The 22,782-nt window shown below is 71.5% G+C and carries 17 protein-coding genes; 6 read left to right on the forward strand and 11 right to left on the reverse strand.

The annotated features are described in order from the left end of the window. Nucleotides 1-79 precede the first annotated feature (79 nt). Both IE241_RS26830 and IE241_RS26835 read right to left on the reverse strand, forming a co-directional pair. Nucleotides 80-1,336: a phosphatase PAP2 family protein gene (locus tag IE241_RS26830; RefSeq protein ID WP_190024506.1), complete on the reverse strand. Its 1,257-nt coding sequence runs from the start codon at nt 1,334-1,336 to the stop codon at nt 80-82. 520 nt (nt 1,337-1,856) lie between these two features. Further along, nucleotides 1,857-2,600 (reverse strand): dienelactone hydrolase family protein, encoded by a 744-nt coding sequence (locus tag IE241_RS26835; RefSeq protein ID WP_190024418.1) that lies wholly within the window; start codon nt 2,598-2,600, stop codon nt 1,857-1,859. A gap of 840 nt (nt 2,601-3,440) precedes the next feature. Here IE241_RS26835 and IE241_RS26840 point away from each other — a divergent pair. The 4 genes from IE241_RS26840 to IE241_RS26855 all read left to right on the forward strand — a co-directional run bounded on the left by IE241_RS26840 (nt 3,441) and on the right by IE241_RS26855 (nt 9,689). After that, nucleotides 3,441-3,941, forward strand: a complete 501-nt coding sequence (locus IE241_RS26840) for a pyridoxamine 5'-phosphate oxidase family protein (RefSeq protein WP_190024419.1) — start codon at nt 3,441-3,443, stop codon at nt 3,939-3,941. A 75-nt stretch (nt 3,942-4,016) separates the two neighbouring features. After that, nucleotides 4,017-7,169 (forward strand): amino acid adenylation domain-containing protein, encoded by a 3,153-nt coding sequence (locus IE241_RS26845; RefSeq protein ID WP_190024420.1) that lies wholly within the window; start codon nt 4,017-4,019, stop codon nt 7,167-7,169. Further along, nucleotides 7,166-8,404 (forward strand): cytochrome P450 family protein, encoded by a 1,239-nt coding sequence (locus IE241_RS26850; RefSeq protein ID WP_190024421.1) that lies wholly within the window; start codon nt 7,166-7,168, stop codon nt 8,402-8,404. The genes IE241_RS26845 and IE241_RS26850 overlap by 4 nt, the downstream gene beginning before the upstream one ends. Nucleotides 8,405-8,462: 58 nt before the next feature. Next, nucleotides 8,463-9,689, forward strand: a complete 1,227-nt coding sequence (locus IE241_RS26855; protein WP_229899860.1) for a cytochrome P450 — start codon at nt 8,463-8,465, stop codon at nt 9,687-9,689. A gap of 97 nt (nt 9,690-9,786) precedes the next feature. Here the strand turns inward: IE241_RS26855 and IE241_RS26860 are convergent, their stop codons facing one another. The 5 genes from IE241_RS26860 to IE241_RS26880 are packed head-to-tail and all read right to left on the reverse strand — an operon-like array spanning nt 9,787 to nt 13,845. Further along, nucleotides 9,787-10,497 (reverse strand): hypothetical protein, encoded by a 711-nt coding sequence (locus IE241_RS26860; protein ID WP_229899862.1) that lies wholly within the window; start codon nt 10,495-10,497, stop codon nt 9,787-9,789. Continuing rightward, the gene (locus tag IE241_RS26865; RefSeq protein WP_190024422.1) at nt 10,490-11,371 is read right to left on the reverse strand and encodes an ATP-grasp domain-containing protein; all 882 of its coding nucleotides are present in this window, start codon (nt 11,369-11,371) and stop codon (nt 10,490-10,492) included. The genes IE241_RS26860 and IE241_RS26865 overlap by 8 nt, the downstream gene beginning before the upstream one ends. Continuing rightward, complete coding sequence (locus tag IE241_RS26870; protein ID WP_190024423.1) at nt 11,368-12,195, reverse strand: hypothetical protein; 828 nt, start codon at nt 12,193-12,195, stop codon at nt 11,368-11,370. The genes IE241_RS26865 and IE241_RS26870 overlap by 4 nt, the downstream gene beginning before the upstream one ends. After that, the gene (locus IE241_RS26875; protein WP_190024424.1) at nt 12,182-12,904 is read right to left on the reverse strand and encodes a collagen-like domain-containing protein; all 723 of its coding nucleotides are present in this window, start codon (nt 12,902-12,904) and stop codon (nt 12,182-12,184) included. The genes IE241_RS26870 and IE241_RS26875 overlap by 14 nt, the downstream gene beginning before the upstream one ends. Further along, complete coding sequence (locus IE241_RS26880) at nt 12,901-13,845, reverse strand: LLM class flavin-dependent oxidoreductase (RefSeq protein ID WP_190024425.1); 945 nt, start codon at nt 13,843-13,845, stop codon at nt 12,901-12,903. The genes IE241_RS26875 and IE241_RS26880 overlap by 4 nt, the downstream gene beginning before the upstream one ends. Before the next feature lie 374 nt (nt 13,846-14,219). On the opposite strand from IE241_RS26880, the gene IE241_RS26885 reads away from it, so the two are divergent. Beyond that, nucleotides 14,220-15,215, forward strand: a complete 996-nt coding sequence (locus IE241_RS26885) for a GlxA family transcriptional regulator (RefSeq protein WP_190024426.1) — start codon at nt 14,220-14,222, stop codon at nt 15,213-15,215. Between the two features lie 135 nt (nt 15,216-15,350). After that, a complete protein-coding gene (locus tag IE241_RS26890; RefSeq protein ID WP_194552800.1) occupies nt 15,351-15,974 on the forward strand; it encodes an isochorismatase family protein in 624 nt (207 codons plus the stop codon). Between the two features lie 54 nt (nt 15,975-16,028). Here the strand turns inward: IE241_RS26890 and IE241_RS26895 are convergent, their stop codons facing one another. The 4 genes from IE241_RS26895 to IE241_RS26915 all read right to left on the reverse strand — a co-directional run bounded on the left by IE241_RS26895 (nt 16,029) and on the right by IE241_RS26915 (nt 22,782). Further along, nucleotides 16,029-17,072: an alpha/beta hydrolase gene (locus tag IE241_RS26895; RefSeq protein WP_190024427.1), complete on the reverse strand. Its 1,044-nt coding sequence runs from the start codon at nt 17,070-17,072 to the stop codon at nt 16,029-16,031. Between the two features lie 180 nt (nt 17,073-17,252). Continuing rightward, nucleotides 17,253-18,275, reverse strand: coding sequence for a helix-turn-helix transcriptional regulator (locus tag IE241_RS34355; protein WP_229899863.1), 1,023 nt, complete (start codon nt 18,273-18,275; stop codon nt 17,253-17,255). A 42-nt stretch (nt 18,276-18,317) separates the two neighbouring features. Beyond that, a complete protein-coding gene (locus IE241_RS26910) occupies nt 18,318-20,024 on the reverse strand; it encodes an amidohydrolase (protein ID WP_190024428.1) in 1,707 nt (568 codons plus the stop codon). Between the two features lie 190 nt (nt 20,025-20,214). Then, nucleotides 20,215-22,782, reverse strand: coding sequence for a protein kinase family protein (locus tag IE241_RS26915; RefSeq protein WP_190024429.1), 2,568 nt, complete (start codon nt 22,780-22,782; stop codon nt 20,215-20,217).

Raw genomic sequence — 22,782 nt, forward strand, 5'->3', positions numbered from 1 at the left:
GCCCGCGTCGACCACGCCGGCCGGGGCGGGGGCCGGTCCACGCGGAGCGCCTACAGCCCGATGCGATACGGCTCAGACCTCAGACCAGTTCGGGCTGCGGCTTGGGGTCCGGCTGCCTCGCCGGTGCTGCCTTCGGCTCCCACGCTTTGGTGGTGCGCACGTAGCCGTAGATCACCGAGGCCATGGCCAGAATGAGAAGCGGTCCGAACACCCACGGATGTCCGGCCATCTGCATCGGCAGATAGCGATAGGACACCAAGAGCGCGGCGAAAACCGTTGCGCCGTAGGCGACGAGCTGAATTCCCGACCGGTCCCAGCCACGTTCCTGCGAGCGCAGAGCCGCCTCGATCGTGAGCGTGAACACCACGCCGGCGATGATGTCCGTGCCGTAGTGGTAGCCGAATCCCAGCGTTGCGCCGAGCGTGGAAACCAGCCAGAACGCGCCGAAGAATTGCAGAATACGCGGGCCCTTGCGGGAATGAATGAAGATAGCGGTAGCCCACGCCGTGTGCAGGCTGGGCATGCAGTTGCGCGGCGTGGTCTCGTCGAACGGCATGAGGTGCGGGATGCTGATCGACGGCGGGGTGCCGGGCCACAGGTCGGCCACCGCCCAGTGTCCGCCGTCGTCGCCGTAGGCGAAGATCGGTCCGACCACCGGGAAGATCATGTAGATGCCCGGTCCGAGGAGGCCGATCGTCAGAAAGGTGCGCACCAGGTGATGGCGGGGGAAGCGGCGCTCGGCCGCCACGTTGCGCAGCTGGTACAGCGTGACGAGGACCGCGGCCACCGCGAGCTGGATGTAGACGTAGTCGAGGATATGGTCGCCGATCGGGCCGGTGGCCTTGACGATCCGGCCTGCCAGCCACGACGGGTCACCCAGCGCGTGATCGGCGGTTGCCACGTACTGGTCGAGCACCATCGGGCGGGTCTTCGACGTGATGAGCAGCCAGGTATCACCGGTCTTGCGGCCGGCCACCAGCAGCAGACCCAGGCCGACGGCCTTCAGCAGCAGGACACGTTCCCGGCCGGTGCGGCGCGTGACAGCGATGACCGCGTAGCCCAGAATCACCCACAACGCGCCGTTGCCGAACATCATCTTGGCGTCGACGACCCAGCGCACCAGAAAGAAGACGACGTCGATGCCGACCGCGACACCGGCCGCGATGAACCGCTCCCGCCAGGTGAGCACCACCATCATCAATGCCATGCTGGCGTACAGCAGCGGCCCTGACTTGGGGGCGAGTATCACCTCTTTCGCCTGGTTGGTCATCGGCCCCGGCAGGCCGTAGTGACGCGCGGCGATCTCCAGCGCGACAAGGAATCCGAGAGCCACCACACCCACCGTGGCCCACAGAATCGTCCGTGGTTTACGCCATGCGGCGAACGTAATTCTGCAGTTTATTCGCGAAAACACCCGCGATACTATAGGTATCAATTATTTGGCCGATTTGTTAGATGTCAGTTAATAGGTCACCCTTTGTGCCGGTTGGCATGCTTTTCCGGCGAAGGCGCTCGTCGTGAGTCCGATCATGCTATCGGAGTGGTGCGGGTGGGTTTCGCCGGTCACGGGTGGTGCCGATCCGTGCGCTACGGCTTGCCCAGCGGCTTTGGGGCCGGCAGCGGCCGAGTGTGAGGTTGCACATGTAGGGGCTGCCGCAGCCGACGGCCCGGAGGACGCCGTCGCCTTTTGAGGCGGCGGCCGCGGAGGACCTTCCGGTTCCAGAGATCCACTGCGTGAGGACATAAGCGACAAATGGAATCTTTTGCCGGTCCTGCCGGAGACGTTTCATTCCGTCGGCACGGACGCGTCGGCCGGGGGCCCCGGCCGACGCGTCGCGAACTACAAGGCAGCAGCCTTATCCGAGGTGCCGGGTGAGGTGCCGGGTAAAGAACCGCAGCGAGCTGTCCGTCTCGAACGACGGCAGGTCTCGGTGGTTGCCGGGGTTGGCGTGCAGCGTCTTCTCAGCGGAGCCCAAGGCGTCGAACAGCGCCAAGCCCTGCTCCCGCGGCACCAGCGCATCGTCCCACTGGACCAGGAACTGCACCGGAACGGTGACCCGCGCGGCGGTGTCGTCCAGCGCGGTCGACCCGAGCAGGCCCAGCACCGCGGCGCGCACCCGGGGTTCCGCGGCGACGAACGGGATACCGAGCCCGCAGCCCATCGACATCCCCCAATAGCCCACCGGGCCGGTGCCGACCTGGTCGAGCTGCTGGACCGCAGTCAGTACCGCCTGCCACTCCGCGACGGCAGGCCCGGCAAGGTGGCTGTGCATGGCGGCGACCAGTGCGGAAGGATCCTCGTCGGCAGCCATGCCGGCCCGCATCTCGCCCGCGATCCGGAGGAACTCCGGGTCCTTCGGACGCTCTCCATGGTTGGGTGCGTCGATCGCGGCGACCGCGAAACCGCCCTCGGCGACGAAACGGCGCGCACCGGCCAGGACGCCGGGGGCTTTCTTGTGCTGTCCGCCGCCGTGTCCCATCAGAATCAGGGGGCGAGTGCCGCGGGCGCCTTCCGGCGTCCACAGAACACCGGGAATCTCGCCGAGGGTGAAGAGTTGTTCGGTGACGCCGTCCGACGACGTCTGAGAGTTGAAGCGCATCGCGTTTCAAGGCCTTTCGGGATGCCTACTGCGGGCGCTCCCTTAGACCATGCAAGGGAGGGAGCCCCGACCTGTCACAGCGTTGATCGGTCTCACCTCCTTCGATTCGCAGTGGTGCACGGCGTCGAGAACGTATCACACCGTGTCCGCAGGGCCGGACGTGGTTTTTGACGAGGACTCACTGGCCGGACTCACTGGCCTGCTTCCCCGTGCACCCGGGCGGGCCACGGACAAGTTCCGCATCCTTTCGGCCACCACGCCGCCCTTCCTGACGGACCCGCACCACGTCGTCGAGATCACCAACCGTGAGCCCGTGCAGATGACCCGTCCCTCCGGAGAGCCCTCAGCGACCACGCACGGTCACCAGCACGGTCGGATATCGCGTGAAGCCGATCATGGTTGATTGCGCAAGACCACCGGCGCAAGACCCGTAGGCCGTCGGCCATACCCGTCAGGCGTGGTTGTGCGGCCCATTGCGCGCCGGGCAAAGTGGATCAGGGCCCCGTCGCATATGAGAGGTTCCCTCAAGTACATCGAGCATCCTCCCTATTCTTCCCTGTCTGTTGTAGTTCGAAGGCTAGGCTTCTGTGAGAGTACGTATAGACGGAACCGCGGACCGCAGGCCCTGTAGGGCCGATGGCCGATCGGTCGGCGCCCCATCGAGCGGCGCCCCGCGTTCCTAGGCATCCGGCCGGAACCGGAAAGTGACGGGCTGTTCCCGCGACCCTCGTTCCTCCGTTCCTCACGCCCGGAGAACAGCACCGCGACAGGCGTCTTTCCCTTGCTGTCGCCGTCGCCATCACCACCACCATTCCCCTCACCGGAACAGGAGTTCACTGCATGCTGCCCGCAATGCCGCACGACGCCCGCGAACGATTCCTCGCCGCCCCGCGCATCGGCGTCCTGGGCGTCACCGACCCCCGCGGCGGCGACCGTGCGCCCCTGGTGGTGCCGGTCTGGTACGGCTACGAGCCGGGGGGTGAGATCGTCGTCGAGACGGGCCGGGAGACGGTCAAGGCCCGGCTGCTGCGCGCCGCGGGGCGGTTCAGCCTCTGCGTGCAGGACGAGCGGCGGCCGTACCGGTACGTCAGCGTCGAAGGTCCCGTCACCTCCGTCGAGGACCCGGTCGACCCGGCCGTGCGCGAGGCTCTGGCCCAGCGCTACCTGGACCCCGGGGAGGCGCGCGACTACCTGGCGGCGACCTCGGACCAGCTCAAGGACGACATCGCCTTCCGCATGCGCCCGCAGCGCTGGCGCACCGCCGACTTCTCCGCCTTCGCCGCCGACTTCGCCGATGCCGGAGCGGACGCCGCCGCGGACGCCGCAGCCGAAGCCTGCTGACACCGAGAGCTCACCACCGGCGCACCACCACGAGCAGCCGCACGACCCCGCACACAGTCCGAACGAGAAGGACCGATGACCGACACCACCGTTTCGCCATCCCTGCTCCCCCGCCCCGCGTCCCCGGCGGACGGCACGCCCCCACCCGGCTACCCCCGGGACCGCAGCCTGACCGAACTGTTCGCTGCTCAGGCGGCCGCCCGGCCCGACGCACCGGCGGCCCGGCACGGGGAGCGCACCCTGACCTACGGGCAACTCGACGTCCGCTCCGATGCCTTGGCGAAACGATTACTCGCACAGGGGGTCGAGCCGGACGGCCTGGTGGGCGTGCGCGGCAGCCGCTCGCTGGAGGCGTTGGTGGCATTCCTGGGCATCCTCAAGGCCGGCTGCGCGTACGTACCGCTCGACGAGGACCTGCCGCCGGCCCGGCTGCGGGCGATGGCGGAGGACGCCGGGCTGCGCGCCGCCGTGACCTTGCCGGGCAGCGCGCGCCCGGTGCGCGGGCTGCGCGTGAACATCTGGCTTGACGACGAGGACGGCGCCCCGGGACCTCTCGCCGGCCCCGCCCGCACCCCGTCCGCGACCGACCGCGCCTACGTGGTCTTCACCTCCGGCACGACCGGCCGGCCCAAGCCGGTGGCGATACCGCACCGGGGCGTGGTCCGCCTCGTCCTGTCCGAGCCCGAACTGCCCCCGCCGGGGCCGGGCGACCGGGTCCTGCACGCCTACGGGCTGTCCTCCGACGCTTCGACGATAGAGATCTGGGGCGCGCTGCTCACCGGCGCGTGCCTGGTCATCGCCGACCGGGAGGAACTCCTCTCGCCCCCCGCCCTGGAGCAGCTGCTCCGCACGCAGGACGTGACGGTCGCCTACCTGACGACGAGCGTCTTCCATCTCGTGGCCCGCACCCGCCCCGAGGCGCTCTCCGGGCTGCGGTTCGTCTCGGCCGGCGGCGAGGCGATGGACCCGCGGCTGGCGAACGCCGTCCTCGCGGCCTGCCCCGGCACCACGGTGGTCAACTTCTACGGCCCGACCGAGAATTCGGTGGTCTCCACCGCCCATGTGCTGCGCCCGCTGGCCGAGGACGCCGCGCACGTCCCCCTGGGCCGCCCCTTCGGCGCCTCTGTCTGCCACGTTCTGCGGGCGGACGGCTCGCTCGCGGCACCCGGCGAGGAGGGCGAGCTGTACGTCGGCGGGGACGGGCTGGCCCTGGGCTACCTCGGCGACCCGGGTCTGACCGCCGCGCGGTTCGTATCGATACCCGCGGTGGAGCCGGACGGGCTGCTGTACCGGACCGGCGACCGGGTGACGCGGACGGCCGACGGCCTGCTGGCGTACCGGGGGCGGCTGGACCGTCAGGTGAAGCTTCGCGGTGCGCGCATCGAACTGGACGAGGTGGAGGCGCGGCTGCGGGCCCACCCCGCGGTGGGCGAGGCCGTCGTCGAGGCCGAGCAGGGGGCGCTGACCGCATACGTCACCCCTGCCGAGCTCGGTCAGTCTCTCCCCCTGCCGGATCTACGCGCGTATTGTGCGCAGTGGCTGCCTCCGCAGGCCGTCCCGGTGCTCGTGCCCATGGGCCACTTCCCGGTGACCAGCGGCGGCAAGGTGGACCGCGCCCGGCTGAAGGCCACCGCCCCGGCCCCCAGAAGCGCCCCGGCCTCCGCAGCTGTTCCGGCGTCCGGCGCCGGCGACGCCCCCGACGCCGCCCAGGCCCCCGCAGCCGGGACGAAGGCCGACGGCATGCTCGATGTCCTCGCCGAGGTCTGGCAGCAGGTGCTGCGCGTCCGGCCCGCGCCCCAGGACGACTTCTTCCTCCTCGGCGGCGACTCCCTGCTCGCTTCCGAGGCCGTCACCCGCACCCTCGCCGTCCTGAACCTGGACGCCTCCCTGGGCTCCGGCCTGATCAGGGCGCTGCTGGCCGCACCCGCCCTGGAGAGCTTCGCGGCGGCCGTACGCGCGGCGCGCGGCGGCTCCATGAAGACGGCCGAAGCGGCCGTCGACTTCGAGAAGGAAGCCGACCTCGGCTTCGACCTCCCGCCCGCCGAGGGACCGGCCCCGCGCCCCCGGGACCCCCGGGACGTCCTGCTCACCGGCGCCTCGGGGTTCGTCGGCGCCTTCCTCCTCGACCGGCTGCTGCGCTCGACCTCGGCGCGCGTCCACTGCCCGGTGCGGGCGTCGGACCGGGCGCACGCCGAGCGACGCGTGCGCACCGCGCTCGCCCGCTACGGCCTGCACCCGGACGAGGCCGCGTGGCGGCGGGTCGAGTGCTTCCCCGGCGACCTGACCCGGCCCGGGCTGGGCCTGCCGGACGACCACAAGGCCGAGCTGGCCCGCACGCTGGACCTGGTGGTGCACAACGGTGCCCGGGTCAACTTCCTCTATCCGTACGAGGAGTTGCGCCCGGCGAATGTGGACGGCACCCGGGAGGTCGTCCGGATCGCGGCAGCTCGCCGGGTGCCGGTGCACTTCGTCTCGACCGTCGCCGTCGTCGCAGGATTCGGCCCGGCAGGGGCGCGCGAGGTGGACGAGGACCTGCCGCTGGCCCACGCGGACGGGCTCACCATGGGCTACGCGGAGAGCAAGTGGGTCGCCGAGCGGGTGCTGCAGCGGGCCGCGGAACAAGGCCTGCCGGTGGCGGTGTACCGGCCGTACGAGGTGACGGGCGACCGGACGCACGGCGTGTGCAACACCGAGACGGCCATCTGCTCGCTGTTCAAGACGATCGCCGAGACGGGGCTGGCCCCCGACATCGAGCTGCCCATGGACTTCGTCCCGGTGGACTACCTCGCCGAGTCGATCGTCCACATCGCCGTCCACGGGCCGGCGGACGGGCGCGTCCACCACCTCACCAACCCTCGCCCGGCGATGCTGTCGGACGTCCTGGACCGGATGCGCGCGGCAGGCTTCACGCTGCGGACGCTGCCGTACGCGCAGTGGGTCGGCGAGCTGGTGCGCCACGTCGCCGCGCATCCGACGAGCGCCACGGCCCCGTTCGTGTCCCTGTGCGTGGACCGCAGCCGCACGGCGGACATGTCCGTCAAGGAGATGTACCTCAAGGACACGTTCCCGGTGCTGGGGCGGCGCAACGCCGAAGCCGCGCTGGCCGGCAGCGGGCTGGACTGCCCGCCGGTCGACTCCGCCCTGCTCGACCGCTATCTGGACTACTTCTTCACTTCGGGCTACATCGCCCGTCCCACCACCGACCGCTCCTCGGAGGCGACCGCATGAAGGACCTCGGAACCGTCATCCCGGTCCCGGCCGTGACGCCCGGCACCGCGGGACCGCCGTGCGCGTACGCCCGGCTGCGCGCCGAAGCGCCCGTCGTGAAGGCGCAGCTGCCCAACGGCGAGACCGGATGGCTGATCAGCGGGTACGAGGACGCGCGGGCCGCGTTCGCCGATTCCCGGCTGGAGCGGCCGCTGCTGTCGGCCTGGCCGCCCCGCGAGGGGGACGACGCGCCGCCGCCGTGCCTGCCGACGTTCCTGGAGATGACCGGGGAGCACCACGAGCGGGTGCGCCGCACCGTCCTGCCGCTGTTCGGCCGGCGGCGGCTGGAGTTCATGGGCCCCCGGATCAGGGCCATGGCGGAGGAGCTGATCGACGCGATGGTGGCCGGTGCGCAGGACGGCACGGCCGACCTCGTCGCCGCGTACGTCGAGCCGCTGCCGCTGAGGGTGCTGTGCGAGACCGTCGGGCTGCCCCACGAGGACCGCGACCGCTACCTGCCGCACACCCTGGCCCTGCTCGGAGCCTCAGGGCTGACGATGGAGGAGGTGCTGGCGGCGCTGTACGCGCTCCAGGACTACGCGTCGGAGCTCATCTCCCGCAAGGAGCAGGAGGATTCCCCCGCCGCGGAGGGCGAGGGCGGCGAGGGCGGCGACTACGTGCGGTTGCTGCTGGCGGAGAGCCGCCGTCCGGGGAGCGGGCTGACGCGGGACGACGTCGTCAGTTTCGTCGTCACCATGCTGATGGCCGGCTACAAGACCAACATGCAGCACACCGGCAACGCCCTGCTCGCGCTGCTCACCCACCCCGGCCAGCTGCGGCGGCTGCGGGACGAGCCTGCGGGGATCGGCACCGCGGTGGAGGAGCTGCTGCGCTACGTCCCGCTGATGAACGCCATCAACATCCTCGTCGCCAAGGAGGACTTCACGCTGCACGGGCAGCACATCCGGGCCGGTGACGCGGTCGTCCCCGTGCCGGCGTCGGCCAACCGCGACCCGCGGGCGTTCACCGACCCCGACCGTCTCGACCTGACCCGGTCGCCCAACGCGCACGTCGCCTTCGGGCACGGTCCGCACACGTGCACCGGCGGGCACCTGACCCGGCTCCAGCTCGCCACCGTGATCGAGGTGCTGCTGGAGCGGCTGCCGGGCATCGAGCTCGCGGTGCCGGCGGACTCCATCCCCTGGGACGAGTCGACTCCGCTGCGCGCACCGGCACGGCTGCCCGTGCGCTGGTGACTTCCCCCCGTCACGCCCACCGTCACACCCCCGGATCCAGGAGAGAGGCCCGCACCCCGTGACCGCACCACAGGCGCCCATGACCGGCGACGCTCCGCGCGAGGAGCCGCTTCCGCACTATCCCTTCAGCACCGAGGGCGACCGTCTCGCCCCCGAGCTCGCCGAGCTGCGCGGCCGCTGCCCCGTGGCCCGCGTCAGCACCAACTCCGGCGGCGAGGCGTGGCTGGTCACCGGCTACGAGCTGACCCAGCACGTGCTGCGGGACCGGGCGTTCGCGCGCTCCGTGCTGGCCGAGGCCGACAGCCCCGCGCAGGACGCCCCGATCCTGGCGCCCGAGCTGATGGACGCCATGAACCACCTGCAGAAGGCCGGGCTGCGCGACGAGGTGCTCCGGGCGCTCGGCCGCAACCAGCCGGAGCTCCCCGCCGACTGGGTCGCCGGCATCACCCGTGAAGGCCTGGACGCGATGGTCCGGGAGGGTTCTCCGGGCGATCTGCAGCGGCACTTCGCGGAGTGGGTCGCCGCGCAGTGCATGTGCCGGCTGCTCGGCCTGCCCTTCGCGGACCGCGAGTGGCTGGCCCGGCGGGCCGACGTGGACCTGACGATGGTCACGTACACGCAGGAGGAGCTCGCCTGCAACTGGGAGGAGATCCGCCTCTACATGCAGGAGTACATGGCCGGCCGCCGCCGCGGCGAGCCGCGCGGCCTGGTGGATCGCCTCGCCGACCTCAACGCCGAACACCAGGGGCTGACGGAGCAGCAGCTGTCCAACATCGTCTCGGTGCTGTTCGTCAGCGGCTACGAGGACTTCGCGAGCTTCCTGGGCGTGGCGGCCGTCAACCTTCTGCAGAGGCCGGAGGTGATGAGCGCGGTGCGGGCCCGCCCGGAGAGCATGCCGCAGTGCGTGGAGGAACTGCTGCGCTACAGCGTCGTCCTGGGCAACGCCATTCCCCGCTACGTCACCCGGGACACGGAGCTCGGCTCCGCTTCGGTCAGCGAGGGTGACATGGTCCTGCTGTCCCTGGACGCGGTCAACTTCGACCCGGCCGCGTTCTCCGACCCCGAGACCTTCGACCCGGACCGCTCCCCCAACTCCCATCTGCGGTTCGGCTACGGCCGTCACCACTGCCCCGGCGCGCATCTGGTCCGCCGCCAGTCCGACACGGCCTTCCGCGTGCTCCTCGACAGCCTGCCCGGCATCCGCCTCGCGGTACCGGTGGCGGAGGTGCCCTGGCACCCCAACCGGATGGCGATCATGCCTGCCGGGATCCCGGTCACCTGGTGAGATCGCGGTAGAGGAGTCCGGCCAGGTCCGGGCACACGTCGCGGCCCGCTGCCGGCCGCGACGTGTGCCCGGCGCTTCTCGAGTGACGCTTCTCGAGTCACCAGTACAGGAGCCAGTTCCCGTCGCACCACACCCCGTGCCCCTGCAGGGTGAGCCGTTCGTCATCGGGGGCGACTCCGGCACTGGGGGCTACCTGGTGAAGCGTGTGACCGGAGTGGATCACCATCTGCCCGGCCTCGTAAGGGATGTACTGCATGGTGTGGAAGCGCTTCAGGTCGGCGGCGGCCTCGACCCAGCCTTTCTCCAGCGCGTGACGGAACTCCTCGTAGGTGGCGTCCCAGACGTTCAGGCCTCCGCCGGCGGCCGGGAGCCGGATGGGGAGGGTGAAGGAGAGCAGGCGGCTCAGATCGGTCCCGGGAGGCCAGGTGAAGGCCTTGTACTGCATGTCGAAGTGGACGGGCGCCTTCGGCTTGGTGAACACCGCGGCGGCCAGCCAGACGTGGAAGCCGGGCAGGGCGAGGTCCTCGGGGTAGCGGACCGGGGCGCCGAGGTGTTCGCCCAGGAGGTCCGCGAGCCGCGTGTACAGCCCGCCGAAGGATTCCCACAGCAGCGGCCTGGAGGCACCGGCCCGGTTCCGGTAGTCGCCCTCCTCGGGGTTACCGGCGAGGTCGAGATAGCTGGGCGTGCCCAGGGTGAAGAAGGCGGCGGGCTCCGCGCCGCGCGGGATCCAGTGCCGGCGCAGGGCGTGCACGGCCTCGCGGACCGCGTCGCTGCCGGCTTCCGTGAGGACGGTCAGGCGGTCAATCACGCGGGCCTCCCTGGAGCAGTCCGAGGAGCGATGCGGTGATGTCACCGCCGAGCCGCCGGTCGTACCAGTCGTACGCCGGCATCGGGTTGACCTCGAGGCACCAGTGGGTGCCGTCCTCGGCGACCTTGAAGTCCCAGCCCGCGAAGGACATGCCCAGGTGCGCGGTGTGGCGGACCATCCGCTCGGCGAGCGGCCCGGGCAGCTCGCAGGGGGTGAACACGGCGTCGGGGTCGGTCCGGTAGTCCACCGCTCCCGAGACGATCTCCTCGGCGTGCACGTGAGCGCCGACGACATGGGCGCGAACGTCCTGGCCTTCGACGTAGCGCTGCAGGTGCACCGGCCCCTGCCAGGGGTGGAAGTCCGCGAGGTCGCGCGCCTCGACGAGCCGGCTGTCGGCCCGTACGCCGGAGACCGCCTTGACGAGGGTCGGCCCGGCCTCGGCGAAGGCCTGCAGCCTCTGCGGCGAGGAACCGGTGACGCTCTCGGGGACGGTGAACCCGGCCCGGGTCAGCGTCCATTCGTGCAGCGGTTTGGACCCGTTGTCGGAGTGGATGGAGGGCCGGTTGACGACCAGGCCCGGGATGTGGTCCAGCCAGGCCGTGAGGGCTGTGGTGAGCCAGCGCCAGTGCAGCGCCCGCCCGCGCTCCTCCTGCAGGGCGGACAGATCGGTGATCCGGCAGTAGTAGGCCCCCTCGGGGTCGAGGGTGTGGCCGCCGAGCCGTGCCGGGCGGTCTCCGCCCATGGTCAGCTGCCAGTCGCCCTGCTCGGCCGCTTCCCGCAGATCCACGGTCTCCACCTCGACGCCGCGGGCCCCGGCGCCGGCGGTGAAGTGCTCGATGGTGCGCTCGGAGGCGATTCCGACGGCGTAGATCATGGGAAGAGCACCTTCAGCAGTCGGGGGCCCAGCCCGAGCCAGACCATGCGCAGCTGTTCCACGTCGGGGAACGGTTCGATCAGGACGGGCTGTGCCCGTGCGAGGTCCGGGGATATCCGCCAGACCACGGCAGCCAGTTCGAGGCCCAGTCTCGCGACGATGCCGGTGCTGCGTTGCGCAAGGCGGAGCCCGTCGAGCTCGACAGCGCTGCAGGGCCACGCGTGGTCCCCGAGGACCACGACGTTCTCGAAGAGGGGGTCGGGGTCCGACCATCGCGCACGGTAGGGGCCGAGGCCTCCCGGTCGCTCGGGCCAGGGCCGCGTCGTCCACGAGGCCAGGTCCTGCACCCACCACTGCGTGCCCTCTTCCGCTGCGGTCGGGCCGGGCCCGGGAGGCAGCGAGGAGAACACCTCGACGGAGCCTGCGGTCAGCCCGGCCCGCAGCTCGGTGAGGACCGCGGAGGGCGAGACGCGTGTGCCCAGGCCGCCGGGCGCCGGACGGTTGATCACGGGTGCCGTGGTCAGGGCGGCGACGGCCCACAGGTGCGCCAGGCACTCGTGGAGATGGAACTCGGCGTCGAAGCTGATCCGCCGCAAGGGAGGGGCGGGCAGCCGGAGCATCATCGGCAGGGCCGGCTCGACGCCGGCCGCGGAGCCGTCGACGGTGACGGTGAACATCTGCGCGGCGTCGAACACATCGAGGACCGCGGCTTCGTGCCCGCTCTCCACCACGAAGTCCCGTACCTCGGCGGCCACCTCGTCGTCGGGGTCGGCGACGATGACCACGCCGGAGAATCCGGGGGGAGGCACCTCAGATGACGACACCGCGCCTCCGCAGCAGCCGGTTGATCCGGGAGGCGCGCAGTTCCGCGGCGTCCTCGTGCTCTTCCGTGTGCCCTTCCTCAGGCGATTGCGTCCGGGCCTCGGGGGCACGCGGCATTCCGGAGGGTGCGGGGCCGGGGGCGAGGAGCTCGGGCCGCTGCCTCACGAAGGCGGCCGGGCCGGGCGGGGACATCGCTCCGTCGAAGCCGTCCTTCCCGTCCTTGGAGTCTTTTCCGTCCTTGGAGTCCTTGTAGTCCTTGCCGTCTTTGGAGTCCTTGGAATCCTTGTAGTCCTTGTAGTCCTTTGTCTCCTTCTCCTCCTTCCCGTCTTTCCCGTCCTTGCTGTCTTTCGAGTCCTTGTAGTCCTTCATCTCCTTGCCGTCTTTCCCATCCTTTCCGTCTTTGCTGTCCTTTGTGTCCTTGTAGTCCTTCGTCTCTTTGGTTTCCTTGCCTTCCTTGGTGTCTTTGCCGTCCTTCATCTCCTTCCCCTCCTTCCCCTCCTTCCCGTCCTTGTGGTCCTTTGCGTCCTTCCACCACTTCCGCTTCTTCCTCCCCTCCGCCGACGCGGGGCCGGCGGCGGTCGTGCCGGCCTCGTCCGACTCGGGGTAGGCCCGGCCCGGCTGCGGAGCGCCCCACAAAGTCCCTGTGACGTCACGCCGTTCGGCGGCCGACAGGAAGGGCCGCACCCGTGACTCGTCGACGATCCACGTCATTGGTTCACCTTTTCTGCGCTTTCCGCGCTGGGCCGGGCCCCGGATCGGTAGAGCCGCAGAGCGGCCGACAGACGTCTTTGAGCGGCACGGTGATGCGGGTTGAGGTTGAGGATCAGGTGGGAGACACCGAGCGACGCGTACTGCTGCAGTCCCCGGGCCACCGCGTCCGGTGATCCGACCAGGATGTCGGCGCCCGGCGGACCCTCTTCACCGGGGCCGCCTTCTCCGCCGCCCCGGACATCGACGTTGACGCCGAGTGTGATGCCCAGGGTCGCCGGATCGCGTCCTTCCTGCAGACAGCTCTTCCTGACCTTGGCGAGGACCTCCACGGCACCCCGCGGAGAGCCGAACCAGCAGGAGTTCCACAGGTCCGCGTACCGTACGGCCAGCGCGGTCATCCGCGGCCGGTGCGCGCCCACCAGGACGGGAGGGCCGCCGGGCCGCGGCCCCCGGGGACGCAGCTCGCCGTCGCTCAGCCGGTGATGGCGACCGGTGAAATCGGCCCGGCCGGTCCGCAGCAGGGGAACGATGATCTGCAGCGCCTCTTCGAAACGGTCCACCCGGTGGTCGAAGGGGACCCCGAAGGCGTCGAACTCGGGCTCGTGCCAGCCACTGCCGAGGCCCAGGAGGAGCCGGCCCCCGCTGACCTCGTCGAGTGTCACGGCCATCTTGGCCAGTACCGCGGGATTGCGGAACGCGGTGCACATCACCAGCGTGCCGAGTTCGACCCGCTCGGTCGCCTCTGCGAGAGCCGACAGTACGGTCCAGGATTCCCAGATGCCCTCGCTCGTCCCGTCGGCAGCACGGAACAGCAGATGGTCGAAGACCCATAACGAGTCGAAGCCCGAGTCCTCCGCCTGGAGGGCGAGAGACCTGACCTCCGCGTACGACGGCTGCCCCCACGGATACTCGGAAAGAGGCAGAACAAGGCCGATTTTCATCGCTCCCCCGACGGCTCGTGTCCGCGCCCCACCGAAAGTACACCGTGTGGGCGGAACATCACAATGCGTTGACGAGAGGTCGGTGACCAGCGGTCGCAGGCCCGTCGCCAACCAGGTCGGCCGCCCCTCTCGACGTACGGCACAGGACGCGGGGATCCTGTCTCCCGAGCAGCGGAGAGGGGCCGGACGTGGGGGACACATCGGATTCGGCCAGGGTTCTGGTACGGGCGGTGGCGCTGTTGTGCGCGCTGTGCGCGGTAGTCCTGGTGCTGGTGGCGGTCCTGGTCGATGTCGGCGCCGCGAACCGACCGCATGTCTGGATGTGACAGTAAGCCGTCATTGCAGCCATACGTGGGGGCGGCCAGGATGGGTGCATGCCCCTTTCGCACCGTGTCGTCATCGCGGTCTTCCCCGATGTCGATCTCCTCGACGTCGCCGGCCCGGCCGAGGTCTTCGCGCTGGCCAACCGGGAGACCGCAGGCCGCGCCGGCTACCGGGTCCGCCTCGCCGGGCCGGCCGCCGGTGAAGTGCGGACGTCGGCGGGTGTGCGGCTGATGGCCGATCTGGCCTTCGAGGAGGTCGGCGGGCGAGTGGACACCCTGCTCGTGCCCGGCGCGGTCGACATGACCGACGACGGCCCCGTGGCCCGGATCGACACCGATGTCGTGGCATGGGTGAAGGAGACCGCCGCACACGCCCGGCGGGTGGCGTCGGTGTGTGTGGGCGCGCACGTGCTGGCGGCGGCCGGGCTGCTCGACGGGAGGACGGCGACCACGCACTGGTCGACCGCGGCCCGGCTCGCCGCCGACCACCCCGCCGTCACGGTCGACCCGGATCCGATCTTCGTCCGGACCGACCGCGGGCGGCTGTGGACGGGCGCCGGGATCAGCGCCTGCCTGGACCTCGCGCTCGCCCTGGTGGCCGAGGATCTGGGCGAGGACGTCGCCTTGGCCGTGGCCCGGCAGCTGGTGATGTACCTCAAGCGGCAGGGCGGGCAGAGTCAGTTCTCCGTGCCGCTCAGCCGGCCCGCCTCCGCCCGCCGCGACATCGACGAGCTGCGGCTGTGGATCGCCGACCACCTCGACGAGGACCTGTCCGCTGAGGTGCTGGCGGCCCGGATGTGCCTGAGCGAGCGTCACTTCGCCCGCGTCTTCAAACAGGAGACCGGCGCCAGCCCCGCCGCCTACGTCGAGGCAGCCCGGGTCGAGACGGCCCGGCGCCTGCTGGAGACCACCGACAGCCCGCTCGACCACGTCGCCGCCGCGGCCGGGCTCGGCTCTGTGGAGACCCTGCACCGGGCGTTCAAACGGCAGCTCGCCACCACCCCCGCCGCCTACCGCCGCCGCTTCCGCACGCAGGCCACCGCCTGACCCCTCCCGTCCCCTCCCGCCCCGTCGATATCCCTCGTACACAGGCACGGCGGACAGCTTCGCCATGCCTCATTTCCCTATTCCCCTACGGAATTCCCCTACGGAATTGCGGAATTCCCCTGTGAAAGGCACCCAGTGAGCAGCAACCAGCCCTCCACGCCCCTGCGCGACGTCATCGGCCTGGACAACCGGCCGCCCAAGCTGAGCGACTCCGTCCTGATCATGATCGACTTCCAGAACACCTACCGCACCGGCGTCATGGCCCTGGAAGGCGCCGAGGAAGCCCTCGCAGCGGGCGCCCGTCTCCTGGAGCGTGCCCGCACCGCGGGCACGCCCGTCGTCCACGTCGTCAACGACGGCGGCGAGAACACTCCTTACGACATCCGCGCCCGTATCGGCGCCATCAGCGACGAAGTCGCCCCGGCGGACGGCGAGGCGGTCGTGGTCAAGCAGTTCCCCAACGCTTTCCGCCTCACCCACCTGGAGAAGACCCTGACCGGCCTGGGCGCCGCCCCGGGCAGCGGCAAGGACCTGGTCATCGGCGGTTTCATGACCCACATGTGCGTCAGCTGCACAGCCCAGGGGGCCTTCAACCTCGGCTACCGCCCCACGGTCGTCGCCGAGACCACCGCCACCCGCGCCCTCACCGCGCCCGACGGCGCCGTCCTGCCCGCCGCGGCCCTCCAGGCAGCCGCCCTGACCACCATCACGGACCTGTTCGGCCTCGTCGTCCCCACCGTCGACGCTCTGCCCGCCTGAGCCCGGAGCCCGGAGCCGGCCAGGGCGACGCGACCCGGAATCCGGGGGACCTGCTCATCCGGCAGGCCGGCTCCCTGTGCCGGCCTGCGCGAGGAGGCGCCGGAGCCAGTGGGTACGGGCGTCGCGTGCATCCTGGCTGAGGGCCGCCTGCGGTGCCAGGCCGTCGAAGCCGTGGTAGGCGCCGGGCCATACGTGCAGTTCGGCCTGGCCGCCGGCCTGCCAGATCGCGTTCGCGTAGGCGACGTCCTCGTCTCGGAACATCTCAGCCGAGCCGACGTCGATGTAGGCCGGGGGAAGTCCGGAGAGGTCCGTGGCGCGGGAGGGGGCCGCGTAGGGAGGCAGGTCCTCAGCACCGTAGCGCTCGCCCAGCAGTGCCTGCCATGCGGTCGCGTTGGAGGTGAGGTCCCACATGCCCAGGCCCGTCATCTGACGGCTGGAGAAAGTGCTGCCGCGGTCGTCGAGCATCGGGCACAGCAGCAGTTGCCCCAGGGGCGCGGGGCCGCCGCGGTCGCGGGCCAGCAGGGCGAGGGCCGCGGCGAGGCCGCCGCCGGCGCTCTTGCCTCCGATGATGATGCGGTCCGCGTCGATGCCGAGTTCGGCCGCGTGCCCGGCCGCCCAGAGGAGACCGGCGTAGCAGTCCTCCAGCGGTTCCGGGTACTGCGCCTGCGGCGCCAGCCGGTACTCGACCGAGATGACGGCCAGTCCCAGGGGGAGGGCCCACTCGCGGAGGATCCGCGGAAGCACGGACCAGGCGTTGCCCATGATCATGGCGCCTCCGTGCATGTAGTACAGCAGAGGCAGCGGCCCGGCGAGCCCGGAGGGCCGCGCGCTCACGAGCGTGACGTCCGGTGCGTCCGGTGGTCCCGGCACACGGAGTTCCCTCACCTCGAAGCGGCCGCCGGCGCGCAGGCTCTCGGCCGTCGGCCTGGGCCGGGTCGCGGCGTCCCGCTCCTGCCGGGCTCCCAGATTCTCCGGGGTGACCGGCTCCCTCGGCTCCTTGCTCAAGGCTGCGAGCACGACGCCCAGTTCAGGGTCGAAGGGGGGCGCCTTCGGTGCCGGGAGCCGGCCGGACTCCGGCGACGGACGGCGGACACTCATGCCCCACCCCCCGGTCGGACGGCGGGCTGCCGCCCGGCATCACCGCTGGAACACCTCGACTGCACACACGTACACACGGGGAACGCTCGCCTGAGACCCATACGGCGTAGCCAACCACACCGCCGAGCGGCATCACCGAGGGTGCCTGCTGTACCGGCGTCCCTCGCCTGACCGGGCCGGTCAGGGTGCAGGTTCGAGGCCCCAGGCGACGGCTCGCCCCGCGGCGGCCACCCGGTTCGGGACGTCGAGTTTGGCGAGGATGTGCTCGATGTGGGTGGCGACGGTGCGCGGGCTGACGTACAGGCGATCGGCGATCTCCCGGTTGGTCCGCCCCTGGGTGAGTTCCGCCAGCACCTCCAGCTCGCGCGGGGAGAGCGCCGCGGGGCGGGTGACCGCACGGCACACGGCGACCGTACGGTCCCCCCGGCGGGTCAGGTGCAGTTCGAGCATCCGTTGCCGGTACGGCACGAGCACCGTGGCCGGCAGCGTCCGCCGTGCGGCCGTCCGCCGCAGCAGGGCCACCAGCGGGGAGCCGCGCTCGGTGAGGCCGGGCAGCGGCTCCCCGCTCACGGTCACCGGAACCGCGTCGTCGGCCTCCTCGGTGTCCGGCAGGAGTACGGCGCAGGCGTGGCCGGAGCCGCCGGGCCCCGGGGAGCGGTGCCCGGCAAGCGGGTCGGCGACGGCCGCGAGGCACTCGCCCAGCAGGGTCATCACGGCCCGGACGGCCGGCTGGTCGCACCGTGCCCGCGTCGTGCTGAGGTTGAGGATGCCCACGTACCGCCCGTCCGCGGAGAACAGGCACTGGGCCACGCCGTCCTGGACGCCCAGCGGTTCGAGCACCTCCTGGAACCCGGTGGAGGCCCCCCGCACCGGAGCGGGCACGTCGTGCCACCAGCTCGTGGTGCCCGGCGCGTGCCGGATGAGCGCGAAGGCCGGATCGTCGTGCAGGCGGGTCTCGATGTAGCGAGTGGTGCCCGCCGGGTAGCTGCCGGCCAGCGTGACGTGGCGGCGGAGCAGCGGGTCCCACCGGGACAGCGACGCGTGGTCGTGGTCGATCACCGCGGACAGGGCCGTCAGGACCTCGTCGGCGCCGCCCTTCCCCCGCACGGCGTGGCGCGCGGCCTCGCGTACGTCCAGGGCGGCGCTCAGGACATCCGTCGTGCTCGGCTGCGCTGCTGTCATGGGCGTCGGCTCGGCTTTCATCCGCTCAGAATGATCATCCGGTGTCAGGGCGTCAAACGGGCGTCAATCGGTGAGTTCGTCGTGCACGACGTCGCCGCCGACGGCGGTGAACACCACGGGCATGGCAGGGATGTCGTGCGGATCGGCGGTCAGCAGATCGCCCGCGAGCACGCACAGGTCGGCGACCTTGCCCACCTCCAGGGTGCCCTTCCAGTCCTCGGCGAAGTCCTGCCAGGCCGCGTCGGAGGTGTAGGTGCGCAGGGCCTCGGCGAGCCGGATGCGCTGGCCGGGTCCGCTGACGCGGCCGCCGGCCCGGGACTCGCGCAGCATCATCGTGGAGACGCCCTGCCGCCAGTCGGGGAGGGTGACGGGGGCGTCGGAGCCGCTGGTGACGATCACGCCGGCGTCGATCGCGTCCCGGTAGGGCCATTCGTACGCCGCCCGCTCCGGGCCGACGAACTGCTCTTCCAGGTCGGCGACGGTCCATTTGACGGTGGGGTTCATGTTGACGCCGAAGCCGTGCTGCGCCAGCTTCCGCATGCTGCGGGCGGTGAGGAAGTCGCCGTGGATGACGTAGTGCCGGGGGTCGGTACGGGGCTGCGCGGCGGCGGCCGCGGCGAAGGCGTCGACGACGGTGTCGATGGCCCGGTCGCCGGTGACGTGGACACCGGCCTGGTACCCGGCGGCGTGGGTGTACCGGATCATCTCCGTGATCTGGGCGACGCGCGCGTCGTCGGTCTCCCCGCCGACGCACAGCGAGCCGCAGCCGCCGCCGACGTACGGCTCGTGCATCCAGGCCGTCTTGTTGACCGGGATGCCGTCGGCGAACAGCTTGACGCCGAGGACGGCGAGCCGGCGGGGGTCGGTGGACGGAGGCTCGTCCATGGCTGCCAGCGTCCGCACGAACTCCTCGGCCTTGCCGGCCATGCCTGCCGGCAGCAGCAGTACGCCGACCCGCGCGGTCAGTTCGCCGTCGGCGAGCAGGCGCCGGTAGACGTCGAGGGTGCTGTGGGCCATGGCACCGCGCATCAGGGCGTCGCCGCCGGGGCCGAGGCCGGGCTCGGTGTAGCTGGTGATGCCGAGCCGGGCCAGGGTGCGCAGGGTGGCCCGGATCGCGTCGGCGCGCACCTCCGGGGAGAGGGCGGGCAGCGCCCGGTGGACGAGATCCTGGGCGCCTTCCTGGAGAAGGCCGGTGGGCTCGCCCGACGCGTCGGTGACGATGACCCCTCCGGGCGGCAAGGGGGTCTCCCGGTCCACCCCGGCCTGCGCGAGCGCCGCGGAGTTGACCCAGGTGGCGTGCCCGGTGGCGGAGTACAGCAGGACGGGGTGGTGCGGGCTGACGGCGTCCAGGTCGTGGCGGCCGGGCAGCCGGGAGGGATCGGCGACACACTCGGAGAGATAGCCCGCGTCCCACCCGTGTCCACTGATCCACTCCCCCGCGGGAGTCGTCGCGGCCGCCTGCCGCACGGCCTCGGCCACGTCGGCAAGCGACTGCACGGCGGGGTGGGAGACGTCGAGGGACAGCGGCGGCATGGTCAGCCCCAGGGCGCAGCCGTGCAGGTGCGAGTCGTTGATGCCGGGGAGGAGCGTTCCGCCGCCGAGGTCGACGATCCGGGTGGCGGGACCGGCGTGCGCCATGACCTCGGCCCGGTCACCGACCGCGCTGACGAGGCCGTCGGTGACCGCGAGGGCGGAGGCGACGGTGAAACGGGAGTCGACGGTGAGGACCGAACCGTTGACGAAGACGAGATCTGCCGGAGTGCCGGGCACGGCGATGTCCTCTCTGCCGGGGGCTGATGACGGGGCTGATGACGGGGGCTTCCGCGGAATCGGCCGGGGGTGGAAGCACTGTGCCTTCGGGTGTCACCCGCGCACATCGGTCATCCAACCGATTCTTCCGGAGGCCGTTGCACATCCGCCCGCCGGCGGACGCCGGAGCCGACGAGAACTGCCCGGCCTCCTAGCCTGCGACCACGATCGACGCCAGTTGCACGTATGCGTCCGCCGTCCGTGGCTTCAGCCGCCCGAGCTGGATCTCGCGCTGGCTGGACAGATGGGTGTCGAAGGGGACGAGTACCACACGGGACGGGGGGTGGCCGAAGCGCTCGGCGATCGCGTCGTCCCGCAGCGTCGCGTCAAGGCCACTCAGCTTCGTCACCACGACGACGGCGCCCCGCACCAGGGCCGGGTGCTCGCGCTGCAGGGTCTTCATGAGCTGCTGCACGGCGTTGAGGGACCGCATCGTCATCGTGCAGCACAGCACCAGTTGGTCGGTCAGTTCGAGCACGGCTTCTGCCGTGGCGTTCAAGCGCGACATGGCCCAGTCCGTCAGGATCACGGGGTAGTGACACCCCGCCATGGCCATCACCCGGCGGTACTCGTCGTCGTACGCCGGGCTCGCGACCTTATGCGTGGCACCGTGGCCGAGAACCTCCAGACCCGAGGAGACGCGTGTGGTGAACCGGCTGATGTCCACGTGCGAGGAATCCGTCGGGAGCGTGGTGAGGTTACGTAGCGTCGCCGGGTTGCGGTGCGTGAGGCGCTGGTAGAGGTCCCCCAGCGTGGGCGCCCCGTCCAGGGCGAGAACAGGTTCCTGCCGCACGGCCGCGATCACCGAGCCGACGGTGAACGTCGTAGTGACGCGGCCGCAGCCGTTGTGGGCGCCGACCACCGTGATGTGCCTGCTGTACACGAGCGGTACGCGTATGCGGTCGAGCTGTTCGCGGTATGTGGCCTTGTCGGTCGCGAAAAGACGGAGCCGCCGTCCGATCCGGACTGCGGAGTCATCGCGGGGTCCGGGCGCCACTCCGCTGAGCAGTGGCCGCTTCCGGGCCGCGTCCCAGGCCGGCCGCAGCGTACGCGCCCCTTGCGTCTGCCCGTTGCGCGTCGCCAGCTCGTCGGCGATCGCGACGTAGCGTGCCAGTACCCCCTCCGCCTCGCTCGCCGTCGGCCGGTCGGCCGGAGCCGGGGCCAGGCAGCGCGTCACGAGTTCGCGGAGCGACTGCCAGGTGTCGCCCTGCCAGAGCTCCATCCCCGGCAGCGTCTCCCAGTTCTTGCTGCTGATGAGCAGGAGGAGCTCGCCGAGGGACTTCATGTTCCCGGCCGGGGTCGGGGCGGCCCCTGCACCCGTGTACTCGCCGTCCACCGCCGCATCGGACAGCCCGGTGAGGAGCAGCGAACGTCCCAGTACGATCACGGAGTACGCGTCGAGGCGGGCAGGAACCACTCCCTGGAGGTGGCAGAGGCTGAGTGCCCCCGCCAGGTGCCAGCTGAGCGAGATGCTGGTCAGCACGTCCATCGGGGCGATGCTGAGGAGATGGCCGAGCCGGGGTGGCGCGTCGTCTCGTCCGGAGACGGTGACGAGCTGCATGGCGATCCACGCGGGCCGGTCGTCCAGCCCGGTGGCCAGCAGCGCCGGGGCGTAACGCCCGTCCAGCCGGCGCAGTACCTCGGCTTGGGTCGCGATCAGGTGGTCGGTGGAGTCCGGCTGGTCGGGGCGGACCGTGCAGACCGCGGCCGACTCGCCGCCGGGCCCCCGGCCGAAGTAGACGACCGTGCGGCGGCCGAGCCGGCGCCCCGTCAGTTCGTAGCGGCCCAGCCGCCGGGGGTCCGCGGCGGTCAGCGGCTCCCAGCGTTCGCCGGGCCGGTGCGGATCCGGCGTCCCGAGGCCGGGTGGCCCGGGCGGCTCGGCCGTCACCCCGAACCGTGCCAGCAGCCGGCGTTCGACCGCAGTGAAGGAGCGGTAGGCGGCGGGCAGCCGGTCCGCGCCGTCCGGGTGGGCCAGCCAGGCGGGGAAGTCCGGTGAGCGGCCGGCCAGTTTTTCCAGTCGGAGCCCGATGTGACGGCCCGTGCGGAGGAGCTCCGCGCGGGGTACAGCGTCGAGGAGGGCGGCCTTGGAGGACTCGGCGAAGTCGAAGACCCGGTGCTGCGCCAGGAGCGGGCCCGGAACCGGGGCCGGGAAGGGGCGGAGCAGGCCGCCCAGGAACACCTCGGCCAGCTCCGCCGTGGTCGCTCCCCACGGCACGGCCGACTGCACCAGGCGCATGACCGGTATGGACACGGGCGACACGGCGGCGAGGTGCGCGGCGAGCCGGTACGCCTCGGGCGACGCGGCGTCCCGGAAGTGCTGGAGGGTGCCGGCCTCGCGCGGAGCGGCGACCGGCCGGTGCCGTCCGGGCCGGGACATCAGCGGCAGCTCGACGGTGGTCCCCGGGGACATGATCAGCCGCGCCCAGTCGTGCATCGCGGCGTGCAGCTTCGGTGCCGTGCGGTCGAGGGCGTCCCCGGGCGGGGGAACGGAGTCGGGCTCGTCCTCGTCTGCCGCGTCCGGGTCTTCGGCCGGCGCCGCACGGTCCGGCTCCGGAAGGCCGGGTCGGCGCAGGGCACGGGCGAGCGGCAGTCCGGCGGCGGAGCCGTCGAGCCGGCCGGCGAGCCAGAGCACATCCAGCAGTTCGTGGGGGTCCAGCCCGCGGCCCGCGTCGTGCAGGACCTGCAGGACGGTGCCGAGGTGCCGCGCGGCGGGGGTCAC

The organism is Streptomyces hiroshimensis (assembly GCF_014650335.1).
GTDB classification, from domain to species: domain Bacteria; phylum Actinomycetota; class Actinomycetes; order Streptomycetales; family Streptomycetaceae; genus Streptomyces; species Streptomyces hiroshimensis.

Bases quoted from the DNA above. Each gene is read 5' to 3' on its own strand.
- IE241_RS26835 (WP_190024418.1), bottom strand. From the start codon at position 2,600: ATGCGCTTCAACTCTCAGACGTCGTCGGACGGCGTCACCGAACAACTC.
- IE241_RS26840 (WP_190024419.1), top strand. From the start codon at position 3,441: ATGCTGCCCGCAATGCCGCACGACGCCCGCGAACGATTCCTCGCCGCC.
- IE241_RS26845 (WP_190024420.1), top strand. From the start codon at position 4,017: ATGACCGACACCACCGTTTCGCCATCCCTGCTCCCCCGCCCCGCGTCC.
- IE241_RS26850 (WP_190024421.1), top strand. From the start codon at position 7,166: ATGAAGGACCTCGGAACCGTCATCCCGGTCCCGGCCGTGACGCCCGGC.
- IE241_RS26865 (WP_190024422.1), bottom strand. From the start codon at position 11,371: ATGATCTACGCCGTCGGAATCGCCTCCGAGCGCACCATCGAGCACTTC.
- IE241_RS26875 (WP_190024424.1), bottom strand. From the start codon at position 12,904: ATGACGTGGATCGTCGACGAGTCACGGGTGCGGCCCTTCCTGTCGGCC.
- IE241_RS26880 (WP_190024425.1), bottom strand. From the start codon at position 13,845: ATGAAAATCGGCCTTGTTCTGCCTCTTTCCGAGTATCCGTGGGGGCAG.
- IE241_RS26885 (WP_190024426.1), top strand. From the start codon at position 14,220: ATGCCCCTTTCGCACCGTGTCGTCATCGCGGTCTTCCCCGATGTCGAT.
- IE241_RS26895 (WP_190024427.1), bottom strand. From the start codon at position 17,072: ATGAGTGTCCGCCGTCCGTCGCCGGAGTCCGGCCGGCTCCCGGCACCG.
- IE241_RS34355 (WP_229899863.1), bottom strand. From the start codon at position 18,275: ATGAAAGCCGAGCCGACGCCCATGACAGCAGCGCAGCCGAGCACGACG.